Source organism: Hydrogenophilus thiooxidans (assembly GCF_019049855.1).
In the GTDB taxonomy this organism is placed as follows: Bacteria; Pseudomonadota; Gammaproteobacteria; order Burkholderiales; family Rhodocyclaceae; genus Hydrogenophilus; species Hydrogenophilus thiooxidans.
Map to the genome: position 1 here is coordinate 58,613 of NZ_JAHLSY010000007.1, position 18,353 is coordinate 76,965.

Genomic DNA, 18,353 nt, shown 5'->3' on the forward strand with positions numbered 1-18,353 from the left:
CATGCCTGTGCCTGCGCGCTCTGCCGCTCTTCGCCGTGTCGTCACGCCACTCGTCTGGCTGTCGCTGCTTTTTGCGCTTGCCGCGTGCTCGCGCGAACCCACCTTGGTCCGCGAAGAGCAGTTCGTCTTCGGCACCCGCGTCGAACTCACCGTGGTCGACGCCGACGCGGAACACGCCCACGGTGTCTTAGCGGAAATCAGCCGCGAACTCGCGCGCCTGCACCGCACCTACCACGCCTGGGAACCGTCGCCGCTCACCCGCTTGAACGCCGCGATCGCTGCCGGACACCCCGCTCGCGTGAGCGCTGAGCTCGCGGCGATCCTTAGCGACGCCCAACAGTTCGTCCGCGCCAGCGACGGGCTTTTCGACCCCGGAATTGGCGCACTCGTTGCCCTCTGGGGCTTTCACCGCAGCGACTTCAGCGCCAACCAACCGCCCGACCCCGCGGCGATCGCCGCACTGCGCAACCGCAAACCGACGCTTGCAGCGCTCACCATCACGCCGCTCACACCCGATCCGGCGTCGCCGTGCGCACAACCGGACGCGGTCGACGCCATCGCCGCCAACGAAACCCCAGCGGCGTGCGTTACCAGTTCTAACCCTGCGGTGGCGATCGACCTTGGCGGCTACCTCAAAGGGTACGCGCTCGACCGTGCCGCCGAAATCGTTCGCCGCCACGCGATTACGGCGGCGCTCATCAATATCGGCGGCAACATCCTCGCGTTGGGACAGCCCAACGCCACGCGCCCATGGCGCATCGCGCTGCAACACCCGCGCCGCGCCGAACCGCTTGCGGTGCTTCCGCTCTACGATGGGGAAGCGATCGGCACCTCTGGGGACTATCAGCGCTATTTCCTCGCGGACGGACAGCGCTACCACCACCTGATCGACCCGCGCACCGGGTGGCCCGCCCCGGTGAATCAGGCGTTTACGGTCGTGATCCCGTCACGCCCCGATCACCGAACGGGGCTTCTCTCCGACGTCGTCAGCAAGCCGCTCTTCCTGGCTGGTGACGATTGGCCGCGCTACGCCGCGCGTTTCGGGGTGAGGCTTGCGCTTCGCGTCGCCGCGGACGGCGCCCTCACGGTGACTGCACCGCTCAACCAACGCCTGCGCTGGATCGACCCGCCCGATGCGCTCATCGTGGTCGATCCGCCAGAACCGCTATATGAACTCAGCGATTGAGCAGATTGGCCAGCCGCATCCGGTACTCCCGCAGTAACGGATCCCCGGGTCGCATGAGATCGAAAATCTGCAGGAGCAATTTGCGCGCCGCGCCATCGTTCCAGTCACGGGCGTGCGCAACGATCGCCAGCAGCTCTTCCAACGCGGGTTGCCATTGCCCCTGCGCCGCGTACCGTTTCGCCAACCGGTAGCGGCTCTCCCAATCCTCAGGAAACGCTGCGACCCGCGCCGCGAGTGCTTCCAGCGATTCGGCGGTTCCCTCCACGAGCAACGCCAGCCGCGCCTCGAGCCGTTTCGCGTCGTCCGAGTCTGGCTCACGCAGCGCCTGAAAGAGTTCGCTCGCTTCCGCAACGCGTTGTTGATCCAAAAGGAGCGCGATCAGATCGAGCCGCGCTCGGTCAAACGCATGGTCTTCGGCAAGCGCCTCGCGCAGAAGCTGCTCGGCAGTTGCGGCGTCGCCCGCCTCGCGGGCGGCAACCGCTTGTCGCCACTTCGGTTCGGCAGCAGAAGGCAGCAACCGTTCGAGCCAGCGCCGCACCTCCCGCTCAGGCAGTGCACCGGTGAACTCATCGACCACCTGGCCGTCGCGCAGCGCCTTGACATTGGGAATGCCGCGAACCCCATAACGCGCGGCCAACGTCGGGTTCTCATCGGAGTTCACCTTCGCGAGCAGAAAACGGCCACTGAACTCGGCGGCAAGCCGCTCCAACACCGGCTTCAATACCCGGCACGGACCACACCAAGGCGCCCAAAAATCGACGACCACCAACCGACGATGCGATTCGGAAAGGACCGTCGACTCGAAATTCGCTTCATGGGCGTCGATCATCACGGATTGCGTCATCGTCGCCTCCTCTCACGTCGCCTTCTGTAACAGTATTTTCTGATATGGTTATCTTACCACGGTTGCGTATGGACAAGAACGGCTGAATCTGCAGCCACACGAGACCCAACGCCGGAAGCGCCGCAACGGGCGTGGTGGGGTCGACGGTCAACCACAGCGCGAGCGTCTCTGCGGCAATCCCCCAACGCCACTGTAGCCGCCGTTGCCAGCGCGCCATACGCCGCAACTCGCTGCGCACTTGCGCGCGCACCGCAGCAAACCGCGCCAAACCCCCCGCTATCCGCACATCTGGCAACGGGCCAAAGCCGAAGCGATCCGCATCGAGAAGTACCAAGATACTCGGAGCCGTTTCGTCTGGGTCCGCATTCCGTGGAACCCGAGGCGTCGTCGCAGGGCACAAAGCCCATGGTGCCCCCGGCGGCAAGCGCTGGACACGGGGATCCCAGGTCTTGGATTCGGCGGAACCCGGCCACCAGCCCCGTTCCCTCCACGCCGCGAGGGTGGTTGCTGGTACGTCGTCAGCAAACACCCGCCACGACCCCTCGGGTTCACTGGGTTTCGTCGACGCCACCGCAGCAAGCGACCCGGCAGGATCGGGCACCACCGCACACGCGCCTAGCCAGGCGAGCGGCTCCGTGTTCGCATCCGCGCGCTCGGGTGCGCCAACCCCATGCGCAACACCGATCACCCACGCCCCTTCACGCCGCGCCGCTTCGATGCGCGCAAACCATTGGTCGGAATCGAACGCCCCGCGCCACGCCGCGCGCGTCACCCCGGCTGCCCGCAGCGCTTCCGGTTCGCCGGTCGCCACGACCCAAACCCGCCCCCGCCGGTCCGCGCAGCGTGTCAGCCACCCGAATGGCCCCCATTCCGGTTTGCGTTCCCGCGCCACCACGCGCCACTGCGTCAAGGGATCTCGCGCCGAGTCGCCGACCAAAGCACACGTGCTCTGCAACAGGCTAGCGGCAACCGCATCGTTCCCGGTCGGCAGGAGCGTGACGCATCCTGGGCCTGGCGCCAACGTCACCCGCACCGCTTGGGCGAATGGCACCATACCCGTGACCGCCAACGGATTGAGTACCCGCCGCGCCCCGCGCCAGAATTGGAGTTCTGGGGTATGCGGTCCCACTGGCGCGTCGTGTTCGGGTGACGGTGCCGCTTTGTCACAGCGCACGGTATCGAACGGCAACAGTAATGCGGCGACGCGCCACTGCTCGAACCAAGCGGTGCGCGCCACCGTAATGTGCACCGCGCGACCGAGCGCCGTGACGGCGTGCGGCGTCCGAAACCAGACACCGCGCGTCGCAAAGCGCAACCGCGAAGCGATCGCCCAACCGGAGCGCACCTCGGAATCGAACCACGGGAAGAGAACGAGCGCCAGCACCGCCAGTTGGTGGAGCCAGATCGCAAGTGGCGCTTCACCCACCACCAACACCGCCGACCAACCGGCCACCGCAAGGGCTGGCCAAACCCAACCAGCGCTTTTGTCGGCTTCATCTTCCAGAGCGACCACACCACGGGGATCGATACGGCTGGGACGCACCACGACCGCCCATGCCTGTCCGGAAACCACCTGCGTACTGCGTTGCCACGGCTCGGTCTGCCAGTCAGGCGAGGTCGTCAAAAGGTGTAACTGTGCCGGATAAAGGGTTCCCGGTGTCAGCCAAAGGATATCACCGGGGACCAAATCCGGGGCAGGAACCCGGTGCCAAGCCCCTTCGCGTAACACCCAGAGATCCCAGGGAACGCGCGTCAGTCGGCGCGCCGCCTGTTGCCCCCAGCGTACCGCGCCCCATCCGGCAGCCAACAGGGTTCCCCCCACCAGCAACCAGGACCAGGCAACCGAAGTGGCTTCTTGTTCGATCGCTGTCGCCACCGCCAACACGACACACGCAACCGCCAGCGCGCACCGGAGCAGCGCGGTGCGATCCGCACGGGGCGTCACAGGAAGCCCTGCCGAAAGGTTGCGCCCATGGATGCGCTGACGGCGCCGAACCTCTTCCCAACTCAACCCGACCGTCGGGTCGGTGGCCAACCGTGCCAACAGCGCTTGGACTTCTGGCGACAACCGATCCGGATCGGGCACATGTTCCGAATCGGAACCGGGACCAAAATCAGAGAATGCCACGAACGTCCTGAGACAAATGGATCACGCTTTCTGGTTCGCTTGCCACGCAGCCAACAACTGATCGCGGTAGGGCGCGAGCTTTTCGATCGGGATTTCGACGACCGGGCCACCAAGGGTCGATCCCCGATAGACGCCAACCAATGGCGTTTCCACGTCGGGAAGGTAGATCTGAACTGGCGCATTGGCTTTGAAACGCAGGCTGCGCAACTCCTCGGGAAAGAAGAGCGCACCGTGGGTGATATTGAGCGCCGCTGCCCCTTCGAACCGCTCGCCGTTACTTTTTTCGGCAACCACTTTGACCGGCACCAACCGCACCTCGTTCACGCGCTTCAACGCGCGCGCCCGAATCCGCTTGTGCAGCTCCTCCTCGGCGAGGAACGGGAGATTGCCGATGCTTGCTTCGACGTCGGCCAGCTCCGCGTCGGTGAGATGGGGCGCCGCGGCGACGAGCCGCTCCTTAGGGACAACAGTACCCACAGCACGGCGCGGTAGCTCGAGCGCCACCTGGTGCTTCATCTGGGTGACGCGAACACCCGCACCGGCCAACCGCTTTCCCACTACCGCCCGTAACCCTTGATGAACGGCGTTCCCCAGAAGACCGTCGAGCGTTTTCGCCAGATCCGCCTCTGGGACCGTTTCGAGCGCCGCCGGAAGTTCCAGCGTCAAGGTATAGGTCAGTTGCAACGTCGCTTTGCTCATCGCGACCACCTTCTATTTTTCGTCATCTTACCACGGGGATGGTTGCCGCGGCCAAAAGCCGAAATAAAACGCTAAAGCAATCGGCAATTTTGCCGTTAGACAGAGCATGCCTTCGACTATACTGTGTTCACCTGTCCGCGCGGTTGGAGCGTCATCATGCGTCATTTGTCGATTTCCGCCAAACTCCTTTCGATCCTCATCGTCGGCGGGCTGCTGGTTGCGACCACCAATGGATTGACCTTGTGGAAAGATTGGCAAAGCGTGCAAACGGCGCAGCGGCAATTTGCCGGACTCGAGTTGCTCACGCGCCTGGGGGACGTCTACCGTCAGGTGCCCATCCTACGCACCTGGTCCGGGGTTACGCTCGCTGCGGACCCCAAGAGTGAACTCCACCAGCACGCAACCCAAAACGCGCAGACGCTCGTGACTGAAATCGACAGCCAATGGAACGCGTTTCGCACCCTTGCCACGCAAGCCCCGCTTTCGCCAACCTTGACCGAACAGATCGCAATGCTCGATCGTTCCTGGCAGGAGATCAAGACCCGCGATGCGGCCGATCGCTTCCAGATGCTGGCGCCGCTCGTCGACGGATTATTGGAAACGATGCGCCTCATCGCGGTCGAATCGCAACTCGCGTTCATTCCCGACCCGACGATCAGCAGTCTGACTCAGGCGTGGTTGAACGATATCCTTCCGCTCACCGACGCAAGCAACCGCTTGCGCGGGTTGCTCACGCTCGCGTTCGTCGAGCAACGCTTCGGCGAACCGGCACTGTTGGAATTCACCCGCCATCGCCATACCTTGGCAAAAAGCATCAAAGATCTGGCGTTCATCCACAACCGCTTGCGCAGTTTCGGCGTCACCGAACTGGTCGACCTCTTCGACGCGCAACTGAGCTATCTGCAAGAGCAAGGGGAGATGCTCGACACCACCCTCGACGCGATCAAATTCGGCTTCTTCGCGCGCGATCCGCTCGAAGTCTATGACGAAGCCAGTCAGTTGGTCGATGGGGTCTGGGGCTACGGCGCGTCGGTGCATGCGCTCTTTGCCGAACATGTCGAAAGCTACCGCGCGGCGAAATGGCGCAGCCTTGCGATGTTGTCCGCTGCGATCGCCGCGGCATCGCTCGTCGTCCTGCTCATGACCTTGGCCATTCGCCGCTCGTTGCTCGTGACCATCACGCGCATCGCCAACGGCGTGCAGCACCTCGCGCAAGGCGACCTGACCGTCCAGATCGCGGTTCGCGAGCACGACGAAACGCGCCGCATCGTCACCGCGCTGCACGAGATGATCGGCAAATGGCGCGAAAGCCTCTCCACCGTCCATGCCGCACTCGAAGCGCTGGCGCGCGCCGCGCAAGTGAGCGAAGCCAACGCACAGGCCATTGCCGACCGCGCTCGGCAGAGTGAAACCCACGTCACCGCGATCGTCGACGCCGCCGACGCGCTCGATGCCACCGCCCGCAATGTCCGCACCGAAGCACAAGCGGTCGTTGCCGACGCGCAAAAGACCCTCGACGAAGCGCGACAGATGGCCGGCGCGCTTGCTCAGGCGCTGGCTACGCTGGAAGCGATGAACACGCAACTTGACGGGGTCAATGACGCCAGCCGTCGCTTCATCGCCGAATCGGCGGCGATCCGGCGCATTACCGACAAAGTGCGGGAAATCGCCGAGCAGACCAACCTCTTGGCTTTGAACGCCGCGATCGAAGCCGCGCGCGCGGGCGAAGCAGGCAGAGGCTTTGCGGTGGTTGCCGACGAAGTGCGCAAGCTCTCTGAGCAGTCCGCAGTCGCTGCGGGAGAGATCGACACGATCACCACGAATCTGGCGCAGCAGGGCAAAACGATCGAAGCCCAGCTCGACGCGACCCTGGCCGAAACGCAGTCGAGCCGCGAACGGATCGGCGCGTTGCAAGCGTTCATGGCGCAGGTGGAGCACGCGACGCACGGCACGCTCGAGCGGGCGCGCTCCATTTTGCAGGTCGCGAGCGACGTCGAACGGTTGAGCGAAACGATCGACCAAGCGGCGCACAATGCCAAAACCGCCGCGCAGCAAACTTCGAATGCAGCGAACGAAATCACGACCGCAAGCAGCGAAGTCAATGGTTGGGTGACGAAACTCAAAGCGGCGTTTGCGCGCTTTCGGCTCTGAGCTACGTATCGAGCGGATCCACCTCCAAGCGCCACCGCAACCCTTGGCGTTGTGGCCACTGCAGCAACCGTTCCCGCCACGCCCGCAAAAAGGTGTGGAGCGCAGCGCGGTTTGACGATTCGACCACCAGCTGCGCCCGTTCGCGCCCGGCTAAACGGACGATCCTGAGCGGCACCACGTCCAGAAGGCGAACCGCGCGCCATTGCGCCTGCTGTCCAAGCATCGCCTCGCCAGTCGCTTTCGCTGCAGCGAGGAATTCGACCGCGACGTCGAGCCGTGACGCGTCGGCGCGCAACAACGCTTGATGCACGAAAGGCGGCAACGCTAGCCGTTTGCGTTCAGTCAGTAACGTATTGGCGAACGCCGCGTAGTCGTGCGCGACCAGTTGCTGGAAAAACGGGTGGTCCGGATAGCGGGTTTGCACCAAGACCCGACCCGGTTGCCCACGCCGCCCTGCCCGTCCTGCAACCTGCAACAACTGCTGCATCAACCGCTCCGTTGCCCGCGTCTCGGCCGCAAGCAGCCCCGCATCGGCGCCGACGACGATCACCAGCGAAAGCGCCGGGAAGTCGTGCCCTTTCGCGATCATCTGCGTGCCGATCAAGAGCTTCGCGTCGGCGCGCGCTACCGTCTTGCGCAGCGCAGCAAACGCCGCAGCGGTTTGGCACGCGTCGCGGTCGATCCGCACCACACCATGATCGGCGAACGCGGCGTGCAACTCCGCTTCGAGCCGTTGCGTTCCCTGCCCGGCAACCGACAACCCGCCGTTGCCGCACGTGGGGCAGACCTCGGGCACCGCGATACTCCAGCCGCAATGGTGGCAGCGCATCCGGCTGTCGACGCGGTGATAGACCATCCGCACCGAGCAGCGGCGGCACTCCTGGACCCAGCCACAATGGGCGCAATAGAGGGTCGGCGCAAAGCCGCGCCGGTTGAGGAAGAGCAGCGCCTGTTCCCCGCGCGCCAGGGTCTCCTTGAGCGCCTCCCATGCCTTGGGCACCAATCCCGCGGTGCGCGGTGCTTCCCGCGTCACGGGCAACAGTTCGATCGTCGGCAGCGGCACGCCAGTGGCGCGCTCCGCAAGCGTCACCCGGCGGATCCGCCCCCGTTCGCTGTCCCACCAGCGTTCGAGCGACGGCGTCGCCGACCCCAAGACGACGCGCACCTGCGCCGCTTTGCCGCGCCACAGTGCAAGATCGCGCGCCGAATAGGGCGCCCCTTCGAACTGTCGGTAACTGGCGTCGTGCTCTTCGTCGACCAAGATGAGCCCCAAGCGCGGCATCGGCGCAAAGATCGCCGAACGGGTGCCGATCAAACAGTCCACCGCGCCTTGCACCAACGCCGCGAAGAGGCGCTGCCGTTCGCGCGCGTTGAGGTCCGAATGCCAGACGCCGATCCTCGCTCCCGGAAAACGGGCGACCACCCGCGTTGTGGTCTGGGGAACGAGCCCGATTTCTGGCACCAATACGAGCGCTTGGCGCCCAGCCGCCAGCGTCTCCGCGATCAGACGGAGGTAGCACTCCGTTTTTCCGCTACCGGTGACACCGAAAAGCAGCACGGGGTCGAAACCCGTGGGACCGGCGGTGAGCTGTGCATACGCGCGCGCTTGCGCCGCGGTCAAACGTGGCCCCGGCGTCGTCACGACCGGCTCCGAACGGCGCTGGGAAGCGGTGTTTTCGCCGGTCGCGTGTTCGCCCACCGCTCCATCCGTTACCGCGGCGAGCGCCACTTGGCGTTTGCGCCGTCTGAGTGCGGGCGGCAGTACAAACGCCAGATATTCGCCCAGCGGGTTCAAATAGTAATCGCTCGCGAACGCGATCTGGTCCAACAAGACCGGATCGAGCGGCGGCCAATCGTCCCACCATTCGGCGATCGGCTTGAGCCGCTCTGGCGGCACCTCGGGTTCCGGGTCACACGCCCAAACCACACCCAAGACGCGCCGCCGCCCGAGCGGAACCCGGACGAGCTGCCCGCGGTACATCGGGTGCATGTCCGGTACGCGGTAATCGAAGAGGCATTTCCCCGCTTGCGGCACCAACACGCGGGCAACGCGTTCGCTCATCGTGCTGCCGCGCACCCGATCACGGTGATGCGGTTGGGTGGTACTGCGCACTCTCCTGTTGCACCGTCTCGACGAGCACCGCGACATGCTCCGGCGGCGTGTGTTGCGAGATCCCGTGGCCCAGATTGAAGACGTGCCCGGTGCCTTCGCCATACGCGGCGAGGATCGCGCGCGCCTCGCGACGCACCGCCTCGGGTGTAGCGAGCAACACCGCGGGATCCATGTTCCCTTGCAGCGCGACGCGGTCACCGACCAACTGCCGCGCTCGACCGATCTCGATCGTCCAATCGAGCCCAACCGCGTCGGCGCCGCAGGCGGCGATTCGTTCGAGCCACAACCCACCCCCTTTGACGAAGACGATCACCGGCACGCGCCGACCGCGCGCGGTGCGCGTAAGTCCCGCGCAGATCCGTTCCAGGTAGGCAAGCGAAAACTCGGCAAACGCGCGTTCGGAAAGCACGCCTCCCCACGAGTCGAAGAGCATCACCGCGTCCGCACCGGCGGCGATCTGCGCGTTGAGGTACTGCGTCACCGCTTCGGCGTTGACCACCAAAATCCGATGAAGCAGCTCCGGGCGCGCATAGAGCATTTTTTTGATGGTGTGGTAGTCGCTGCTTGCGCCCCCTTCGACCATGTAGCACGCGAGCGTCCACGGGCTTCCGGAAAAGCCGATCAGCGGAATCTCGTTGGCGAGCGCCGCTTTGATCTCCCGCACCGCGTCGAGCACGTACCGCAGCTCCACCTCGGGGTCGGGTACCGCCAGGTTGCGGATCTCCCACTCTTCCCGCAACGGTCGCTCGAATTTCGGTCCTTCCCCTTCGGCGAAATAGAGTCCCAACCCCATCGCGTCGGGGACCGTGAGGATATCGGAAAAGAGGATCGCGGCGTCGAGTCCGAACCGCGCGATCGGCTGTAACGTCACCTCGACGCACAACGCCGGATTGCGGCACAAATCGAGAAAACTCCCGGCACGTGCCCGAGTTTGTCGGTATTCCGGCAGATAGCGCCCCGCTTGGCGCATGAGCCAGATCGGGGTGCGGTCGACGGGTTCGCGCAGCAACGCGCGCAGCAAACGGTCGTTTTTCACGTCGTCTCTCGGCAATACGGTTCCGTGCGCGAGGATAACACAGCCAGCACCCCGTTACCGTCGCCAGAACGCTGGGGTGAGAACAACCAGAAAGGTGAAGATTTCAAGGCGCCCCAACACCATGGTAAAGGTCAAAAGCAACGTCTGCCCTTCGTTCAACCAGCCGTAATTCGCAGCCGGCCCCACAGCGCCCAAACCCGGCCCTGTGTTGTTGATGCACGCCACCACCGCCGAAAACGCCGTGACGATATCGAGGCCACTGGCACTGAGCACCAGCGTGAGCGAGACGATAGAGACCATGTAGAGAAAGGAAAAACCCAAAACCGCGAAAACGACACGGTTTTCGATGATCGTGTTGCGTAAGCGCACGGGAACGACGGCGTTGGGGTGGAGCGCGCGCACGATCTCGCGGTAGATCTGCTTGTAGAGGATGATCGCACGCATCATTTTGATCCCGCCGCCCGTCGACCCGGCACAGGCGGTGAAACTGCTCAGGAAAAGCAGCCACAATTGGGCGAAGAACGGCCAGAGGGTGTAGTCGGTCGTCGCCAAACCCAGCGACGTGGCGATCGAGACGACGTGAAACGCGGTGTCGCGCAGCGCCCGCCAGAAATCGGCGTACGCGCCGTTCACGGTCAAATAGGCGGCGAGCATGAGGCTACTGAACGCGAGCACACCCAAATAGTAGGGCAATTCAGGGTCGCGCCAATAGGGTTTCGTGGACCTTCGCACCAGCGCCAAATAGTGGGTCGCCCAGTTGAATCCGGCAAGCGTAGCGAACGCGATCGCGATCAGTTCGAGCGCAAGGCTATGGAAATAGCCAAACGACGCATCGTGACTGGAAAAGCCACCGAGCCCCATCACCGAAAAGGCGTGGATCACCGCATCCTCGATCGACATCCCACCGTACCAGAACGCACCCATGCACAGGAGCGTCATCCCCGCGTAGGTGAGCCACAGGCCCTTTGCAGTATCGGCAACGCGCGGCGTGAGCGACTCCTCTTTCAACGGCGTGGGGGATTCGGCCTGAAAAACCTGCCGCCCCCCGATCCCCAGCAAAGGGAGAATCGCTACCGCCAAAACGACCACCCCCATTCCGCCCACCCAATGGAGGAACGCGCGCCAGAGGTTGAGGGAAAAGGGGAAATCGTCGAGCCCGACATAGACGGTCGCGCCGGTTGTCGTCAGCCCCGAGACCGCTTCGAAATAGGCGCGCACGTAGCCGAGTTCGGGTCGGTACAGGTAGAGCGGGATCGCCGCGAAGAGCGGCGAAACCACCCAGGTGAGCGCGACGATCAGAAAGCCATCGGCGGGACGGAGCGCGCGCCGATACCGCCGCGTTGCAGCCCAGAGAAGTACTCCAGCAGCGAACGCCGCTGCCATCGCTTCTTCGTAGAGCGTGTGGCTGCCGTCGGCGCGCCACAGCGACGCCGCGGTGGGAACCAAAAAGAGCAGGGAAAAGAGCATCAGAATGTACGCGTACGCATGAAGCGCCGGAACCCAAGGTCGCATCGTCGCCGCTCCCCGGGTCAGAAAAAGCCGAATCCGACGGCGAACAGCTTTTCGACCTCGCGCACGCGCCGCCGTTGCGTACAAAAGAGGATCACGTGATCCTCCTCTTCGATCACCGTGTCGTGGTGGGCCATCACCACCCGTTTCTGTTTGCGCGCTGGGCTTGCCGCATCCTCGTCCGCTACCGTCTCTTCGCGAACGATCGCTGCGACCGTCACCCCTGGTGGCCAGCGAATTTGGTCGATCCGCCGCCCCACCACTTTCGACGTCTGCGCGTTGCCATGCACGACGATTTCGATCGCCTCCGCGGCACCGCGCCGTAAGCGGTGGACTGCGGCCACGTCACCGCGCCGCACGTGTTTCAAGAGGGCCCCGATCGTCACCAACGCCGGTGAAATCGCGATGTCGATCGTTTCCCCCTGCACCAAGTCGACGTACGCGGAGCGGTTGATGATCGCGAGCGTCTTTTTCGCCCCCAGCCGTTTGGCAAGCGCAGCCCCCATGATGTTGTTCTCGTCGTCGTTGGTCACCGCAAGGAAGTGATCGACCTCTTCGATCCCTTCGCGGTCGAGCAGATGTTCGTCGGTGGCGTCACCTGCGAGCACCAGGGTATCGGTGAGTTCGACAGCGAGCTGCTGCGCGCGCTGCTTGTTGTACTCGATCAACTTCACGCGATAGTCGCGCTCGAGCAGTTTCGCGAGCCGCATTCCGATATTGCCGCCCCCTGCGATCATCACGCGGGAACCGCGCCGCTCCGCAGGCCGTAATTCACGAAGCAGTGCCGGGATTTGTCCGGCGCTAGCCAGGAAAAAGAGTTCGTCGCCGGGGTAGATCACCGTATCCCCTTCCGGGATGATCGGCACCCCTTGGCGGTAGATCGCGGCGACCCGCATCTCGACGTTGGGGAGGTGGTAGCGCAACGCTTTGATCGGGTGGCCAACGAGCTTGCCGCCCCGTTCGGCTCGCACCGCGGCAAGCTGTACCGCGCCGTTCGCGAAATCCAGAAGTTGCAGCACGCCGGGGTGGTTCACCAAGCGGACGATCGATTCGCAGACGATCTGTTCTGGGCAGATCGCGAAATCGACCGCAAAGGCCTCTTCTCCCAGGAGTTCCTGGAATGCGGTGTAGTCCGCGGCGCGCACGCGCACGATACTGCGCGGGACGTTGAAGAGCCGTTTTGCGATCAGCGACGCACAGAGGTTGGTCTGATCCGATTGCGTCACCGCGACGAGCAGATCGCAATCGCGCGCGCCCGCCTGTTCCAGCAGACGGGGGGACGCGGCGTTCCCGACCAAAGTGCGCATCTCGATGCGGTTTGCGACCTCCGCCAAGCGGCTGGCGTCGACGTCGATCATCGTGATGTCGTTCTCTTCGCCCGCCAGATGCTCCGCCACCGAGCTGCCGACCTGACCGGCCCCCAAGATGATCACGTTCACGCGTCGTCCTCCTCTTTCCGGCGCAGCGAGAGGCCCAACTGGCGGAGCTTGCGGTAGAAGTGGGTGCGCTCCAATCCCGCCAGATCCGCGAGCCGCTGCACGGGGAGATCGGTGCGCGCCAACAACCGTTCCAGGTAGAGCCGCTCGAACGCTTCGCGGGCCTCCTTGAGCGGCAGTGCAAAGAGCGCACTCACGTTCTCCGGTTGGTTTCGCTGAAGCGCCCTTTCGATCGCTGCAGGATCGAGTCGATCTTCGGTGGCCAACGGCAAGAGCGCCTGGGTCCATGCGTCGAGTGTCCATTCGGCATCGAGCGCGATCCGTTCGATCGTCCGTTTCGCCTCCTCTGGCCATGCCAACGGTTGCCCCAGTTCGGCTTCCAAGGCCTCCTGGACGAGCGTACCGAGCGCGATCGACTCGTCCCGTTTGGGTACGACGATGGGGTCTTCCCATACCCGCGCCAATTTTTCACCGACCAAGGGACGCCACTGAGCGAAAGCGTCCCACGCGCGAATCGCCGCGATCAGCCGCACCTGATGGACCGCTGCGTACTGATAGAGGAACGACAGGTTTTTCGCGAGCATCCGGTTTGCGCGTTCACCCAAATTCGCGAAAACCAGATGGCTGCGCCACTGCTTCACCTGGTCCACCGAGAGCGGTGGGGTTTCCGTCGTCAACCATACGGTGTGCTGCCCTTCTCCGAGGTGGCGCAACAGCCACTGCTCGTAAAACGGTTCGGGAAAATAAAGGAGTCCTGCGTGGTCGTGCTGTAATTTCGCGTTGAGTGCGTCGATCACCGGAGCGAGCGGGCGCGGCACCCGCGTTACCGTGAGTGGGGTTTCTGCTTTCGGTTGCGCCCGAAAGCGGTCGATCGCTTTTTTCAGCACGTCGAGCAGCTTTTGCATCGAAATCGGTTTTTCCAGAAAGCCGAACGCACCGTGGTGTGTTGCCTCGACCGCGGTCTCGATCGTGGCATGTCCGGAGATCATGATCACGGGGGGCAGCGCGCTTCCCATTTCGCTCTGCCATTGTTTCAACAGGGTAATCCCGTCACAATCGGGCATCCAGATATCGAGCAATATCGCCTCAGGAGCGAATTCCGCCAGTTTCTGCCGCCCTTCCGAACCATTAGCGGCCGTTGCGACGCGATAGCCTTCGTCTTCCAGGATCTCGCTCAGCCATTCGCGGATCCCCACTTCGTCATCGACGATCAGAACTTTTGCCATCGTCTCCTTCCTCACGGTCGGCTGCGGCAAATGTCAGACGTACTTCTGCACCCTTGCCATCCGCCGGTGTCGTCAGCACGATCGCCGCATGGTGATCGTCGACGATCTTCTTGACTACTGCCAAGCCCAACCCAGTCCCTTTGCGCTTCGTGGTGTAGTAGGGTTCGAACGCTTTTTGCTGATACCCTTCGGGAAAACCGATCCCGTTGTCCTGAACGCTCAGTTCGATGCGATCATTCTGACGCACCAAGCGGACAACGATTCTCGGGTCGGCGATCCCCTCCAGAGCGTCTTGCGCGTTTTGCAGAAGGTTGTGCAGCACCTGCCGCAGCTGCCCGGGATCTCCTTCGATCGCCCACGGTCCTTCGCCTTCTACGACGCATTCGACGGGGATCCCGCCCTCTTCGTAGAACACCAAAAGCGACCGGATGAGTTCGGCAAGATCGACACGCGTTTTTTTTGCGTTCGGCATTTTCGCATAATCGCGAAACGCATTGACCATTTCGGTCATCGCTTCCACTTGGTCGATCACCGTTGTCGTGGCGCGCTCAAGGAGCTGTCGCTCTTTTTCCGGCAATTTCTCGGCCAATTTGTACTGCAGCCGTTCTGCCGCAAGACGAATCGGTGTCAGGGGATTTTTGATCTCGTGCGCAAGGCGCCGTGCGATCTCACCCCACGCCGCGAGGCGTTGCGCCAGGATCACATCACTCACATCATCGATCACCACGACCCATCCGCTCGTAGCCTCTCTGAGCGGCGCCACATGAACGACGAAGGTTTTTCCCTTCTCGTTGTCGACCCATTCGAAGGTAACGGGGCCACCCGCAACAGCCATCACCGCCTGTAAGCGATCGCGCAATTCCGGATTTCCCTGCCAAACGTTGCTGGCAACGAACGGGGTTGTGCTTTCGTCCCCAAGTAGCGCTTTCGCGGCTTCGTTTGCGAGCACCAACTGGTGGGCTTTGTCGAAGACCAGAACTGCGGTGGTCAAATGGGCAAGCACCGTCTCCAGATAGGCACGGGCGGCCTCCACCTCGGCGTGGGCCCGTGCTTGTTCGGCTTGCGCTTTTGCCAATTGCTCGCTCATGCGATCGAACGATCGGACGACCCAACCCAACTCGTCTTGGCTGGAGATGCGGTCCGCGAGCGGAAGATATCGCCCCTCTGCCAATGCCCGTGTACCCTCTTCCAGCGCGAGCAAGGGTGTGATGAAGCGGCGCGAGATCTGTAGCGCAATCATCGCGGCGGCAATCCACGCCGTGACCACCGCAACGGAGAGGATCACCAAATAGAGCCGTTGTAACGCTTCGCGCCCGTGCGCAATCTGCGCGTATTCGCTACGTGCCTCCGTGACTTCATCGATCGCAGCGCGGATCGACGTGGGTACCCGGCGCAGCAACACCATAAAGGCGCTCTCTTGGTCGATCGTTTGCGGGATCCACACCACCACCCGCACCCATGCACCTTCTTCGGTTTCGACGACGCGATGGCTGATTTTCTGCAGTTTCGCCAGTTGCCATTCGGCTGGCGTGCCCGCTTCTCGCTGCACCCATTGCGGCTCTTCGCCGGCAAAACCTTGGACGATCCCTTTACCCGTCAAAATCAGTAAACCATCGAGCCCCATCTTTTGCCGCCACTGCTCCAAAGTGGCGCCTGGGATACTGCGTGCGCTCGCAAGCCATTCGCTCTGAAGCCATTGCGCTTCTGCCAACAGACGCGCCACTTGGGTATCGATCGCGTGCCGGCCAAGCTGACCCGCGGCATCGAGCGCGCGCTCCACCCGGACGTCGAACCACGCGTCGATTGCACGCACGACGAAAAAGACTGTGACGCCGTACAAGACCATGGTTGGAAAAAGCGCCATCATGAGGAGGATGCCGGTCAGTTTCGCCCGCAGTCGTGAGCCAAAGCGACCTGCGCGCACCTGGCGCCACAAATGGACGCCCTGGCGGAGTGCGATCGTCAATAACGCAGCGACCGCAATCGCCGCTAGCCCGAGCAAATAGGGAAACGCTTGGGCAAACAGAACCGTTTCCAAGCTCGCCGAAGCGGCCAGCAGGATGACGAAGATTGCTGCGGCGAATCCAACCGCAACGCGCACACTATTTACGCCCACGGTCGCCATCGGTACGGTGTTCCCGCCCAATCGATGCGATCACGATCTTCCGCGCTGGGAAGGCGTAGCACTGGTCCAAGCCCCCGTTCGTCAACCGAAACGTTGATTTCGGCTTCGAGTTCCCGATTCGGTGTCAAGCGATTTTGTTCCAACAGGCGCCATCCGCGCACGGTTGTGACCGGCGCGATCGCATCATACCAACTCCCCTGCGCCACGACGCTGCCGTTGTGCTGTAGCCACCAGACGCGCGTTCCGGGTCGGTATTGCAGTTGAAACGACCACCGTTTCCCCCAAATGACCTGATCTGCCCACCACCATCGTACCTGAAGGAGGCGAAAGGTGATCGCAAAGGGAAGCTTTACCCCTTTCTCCAACAAAGAAAGCCAAATCGCGGGTAATTCGGCCCAGGTGAGTTTGGCGTCGAGCACCCACCAACCTTCGGCTGCGCGAAGCGCGGCATGGGTGATCGTCACGAATTTTTGCTCGTTTCCGGGTTGGGCAGCGTGCGTGCGCCTGCCGTTTTGCTGACACAAACTGCCGGCGCTCCCGATGAGCGCCGCAACGACTCGTCGTCGCTTACGATCGGGCGACCCTCTCGATCCGTGCATAGTAGAAGCCATCGTGCTGCTCGGTGGGCAAATAGTACCCGACAACCCCTTCGGTGGGTACCCGCTTGGCATCGTTCCGTTCTTGCAAGAATTGCGCAATGACCTTTTCGTTCTCTTCGGCAAAGACCGAACAGGTGACGTAGAGCAGTCGGCCTCCGGGCCGCAGCAAAGGCCAGAGCGCGGAGAGGAGTTCGCGCTGCACGCTACGGAACGTCTCGAGATCGCTTTCCCGCCGCAACCATTTGATATCTGGATGGCGGCGCACGACACCCGAGCCCGAACACGGCGCGTCGAGCAAAATCGCGTCGAACGGTCGCCCGTCCCACCATGCTTGCGGTGCGCGGGCATCGCCGACGATCGCTTGTGCACGCTGGGCTAATTCCGGAAAGCGCGCGATCATCGCGCGGTACCGGTTTTTCTCTTTTTCGACTAGGGTCAAATCGATCGCCGCGCTGTCGAGCAGGTGGAGCGCTTTACCGCCTGGCGCCGCGCACGCGTCCAACACCCGTTCCCCTGGGCGTACCGCCAATAACGGTGCCGCCCATTGCGCTCCGATATCCTGGATCACCACCTCGTTCCGCACCGGTTCGGGCAGTTTCGTTTCCGCAACGGGTTCTGGCAACCAAATCGCGCCGGGTAACGGATCAAACGGTTCCGCTGCGATCCCCGCTTCCCGCAGTCGTGCGACAACCTCCCCCCGTTTTTCGCTGCTACGGACGCGCAATCCCATCGGCGGATGGGTATTTCCCTGATGCAACACCGTCTGCCAGACACTTGGGTGGGCAAATTGGATTTTTTCGACCCACCATCGAGGGTGCCGCCAATGGGCCGCGATCGCCTGGTCACTTCGTGCGCGCCACGCCTCCGGCGCCCATTGCGCGCGCTCGCGATCATAGTGCCTGAGTAGTGCATTCACGAAGCCTGCGGCGGCGGTGCGTCGTTTTTTTGCAACCGCAACCGCTTCATGGATCAGCGCATGAACCGGCACACGACCTTTGCGCAATTCGGTGAGCGCAACCAAGAGAAGTGGCCGCACAGTGCGATCGATAGGTCTGCGACTCAATGCCGCCAGTACGGCATCGCCCCAGCCGTAATCACGCAAGGTACTCCATGCAAAATCCTGTACCCTCGCCCATCCTGGGGCCTGAGGGTTGTGCGCGACCATCTGTTGCCACGCCGCGGTGGCACTTTCCCCTCGGATCACGGCGGCGACGATCGCGCTTGCACAATCGAGCGCACCCGCGAGCGTTTCTGGTGCAGCATAATGGCCCGCTGAGTGCGCCTTGTGTTTCACGTGAAAC

Annotated in this window: 13 protein-coding genes; 2 read left to right on the plus strand and 11 right to left on the minus strand. The window is 63.2% G+C overall.

Annotation, left to right across the window (positions count from 1 at the left end; genetic code table 11):
• The first annotated feature begins 1 nt into the window (after nucleotide 1).
• Nucleotides 2–1,186, plus strand: a complete 1,185-nt coding sequence (locus KUL93_RS05065) for an FAD:protein FMN transferase (protein WP_217126007.1) — start codon at nucleotides 2–4, stop codon at nucleotides 1,184–1,186.
• Here the strand turns inward: KUL93_RS05065 and KUL93_RS05070 are convergent.
• Genes KUL93_RS05070 through KUL93_RS05080 form a run of 3 tightly spaced genes read right to left on the minus strand, consistent with a single transcriptional unit; the run spans nucleotide 1,176 to nucleotide 4,857 of the window.
• Nucleotides 1,176–2,030 (minus strand): tetratricopeptide repeat protein, encoded by an 855-nt coding sequence (locus KUL93_RS05070; protein WP_217126008.1) that lies wholly within the window; start codon nucleotides 2,028–2,030, stop codon nucleotides 1,176–1,178. The genes KUL93_RS05065 and KUL93_RS05070 overlap by 11 nt on opposite strands.
• On the minus strand, nucleotides 1,999–4,158 hold the full coding sequence (locus KUL93_RS05075; RefSeq protein ID WP_217126009.1) for a cation-transporting P-type ATPase: 2,160 nt from the start codon (nucleotides 4,156–4,158) through the stop codon (nucleotides 1,999–2,001). Before KUL93_RS05075 ends, KUL93_RS05070 begins: the two co-directional genes overlap by 32 nt.
• A 21-nt stretch (nucleotides 4,159–4,179) precedes the next feature.
• Nucleotides 4,180–4,857 carry a hypothetical protein gene (locus tag KUL93_RS05080; protein WP_217126010.1) on the minus strand — a complete coding sequence of 226 codons (678 nt, stop codon included), beginning with the start codon at nucleotides 4,855–4,857 and terminating at the stop codon, nucleotides 4,180–4,182.
• Nucleotides 4,858–5,013: 156 nt separating this feature from the next.
• On the opposite strand from KUL93_RS05080, the gene KUL93_RS05085 reads away from it, so the two are divergent.
• Entirely contained in the window at nucleotides 5,014–7,008 is a 1,995-nt protein-coding gene (locus KUL93_RS05085) for a methyl-accepting chemotaxis protein (RefSeq protein ID WP_217126011.1), read from the plus strand.
• Nucleotide 7,009: 1 nt separating this feature from the next.
• Here KUL93_RS05085 and priA read toward each other — a convergent pair whose 3' ends face one another.
• From priA to rsmB, 8 genes are all read right to left on the minus strand, one after another.
• Entirely contained in the window at nucleotides 7,010–9,121 is a 2,112-nt protein-coding gene (gene priA, locus KUL93_RS05090; RefSeq protein ID WP_217126012.1) for a replication restart helicase PriA, read from the minus strand.
• A complete protein-coding gene (gene hemE, locus KUL93_RS05095; RefSeq protein WP_217126013.1) occupies nucleotides 9,090–10,157 on the minus strand; it encodes a uroporphyrinogen decarboxylase in 1,068 nt (355 codons plus the stop codon). The genes priA and hemE overlap by 32 nt, the downstream gene beginning before the upstream one ends.
• A gap of 54 nt (nucleotides 10,158–10,211) precedes the next feature.
• Nucleotides 10,212–11,669, minus strand: a complete 1,458-nt coding sequence (locus KUL93_RS05100; protein ID WP_217126014.1) for a TrkH family potassium uptake protein — start codon at nucleotides 11,667–11,669, stop codon at nucleotides 10,212–10,214.
• Between the two features lie 17 nt (nucleotides 11,670–11,686).
• Entirely contained in the window at nucleotides 11,687–13,105 is a 1,419-nt protein-coding gene (gene trkA, locus KUL93_RS05105) for a Trk system potassium transporter TrkA (protein ID WP_217126015.1), read from the minus strand.
• On the minus strand, nucleotides 13,102–14,328 hold the full coding sequence (locus tag KUL93_RS11590) for a sigma-54-dependent Fis family transcriptional regulator (RefSeq protein WP_217126016.1): 1,227 nt from the start codon (nucleotides 14,326–14,328) through the stop codon (nucleotides 13,102–13,104). Before KUL93_RS11590 ends, trkA begins: the two co-directional genes overlap by 4 nt.
• Nucleotides 14,303–16,453, minus strand: coding sequence for a sensor histidine kinase (locus KUL93_RS05115; RefSeq protein WP_217126017.1), 2,151 nt, complete (start codon nucleotides 16,451–16,453; stop codon nucleotides 14,303–14,305). Before KUL93_RS05115 ends, KUL93_RS11590 begins: the two co-directional genes overlap by 26 nt.
• On the minus strand, nucleotides 16,435–16,917 hold the full coding sequence (locus KUL93_RS05120) for a DUF4390 domain-containing protein (protein WP_217126018.1): 483 nt from the start codon (nucleotides 16,915–16,917) through the stop codon (nucleotides 16,435–16,437). The genes KUL93_RS05115 and KUL93_RS05120 overlap by 19 nt, the downstream gene beginning before the upstream one ends.
• 103 nt (nucleotides 16,918–17,020) lie before the next feature.
• Nucleotides 17,021–18,346, minus strand: a complete 1,326-nt coding sequence (gene rsmB / locus KUL93_RS05125) for a 16S rRNA (cytosine(967)-C(5))-methyltransferase RsmB (RefSeq protein ID WP_217126019.1) — start codon at nucleotides 18,344–18,346, stop codon at nucleotides 17,021–17,023.
• Nucleotides 18,347–18,353 lie beyond the last annotated feature (7 nt).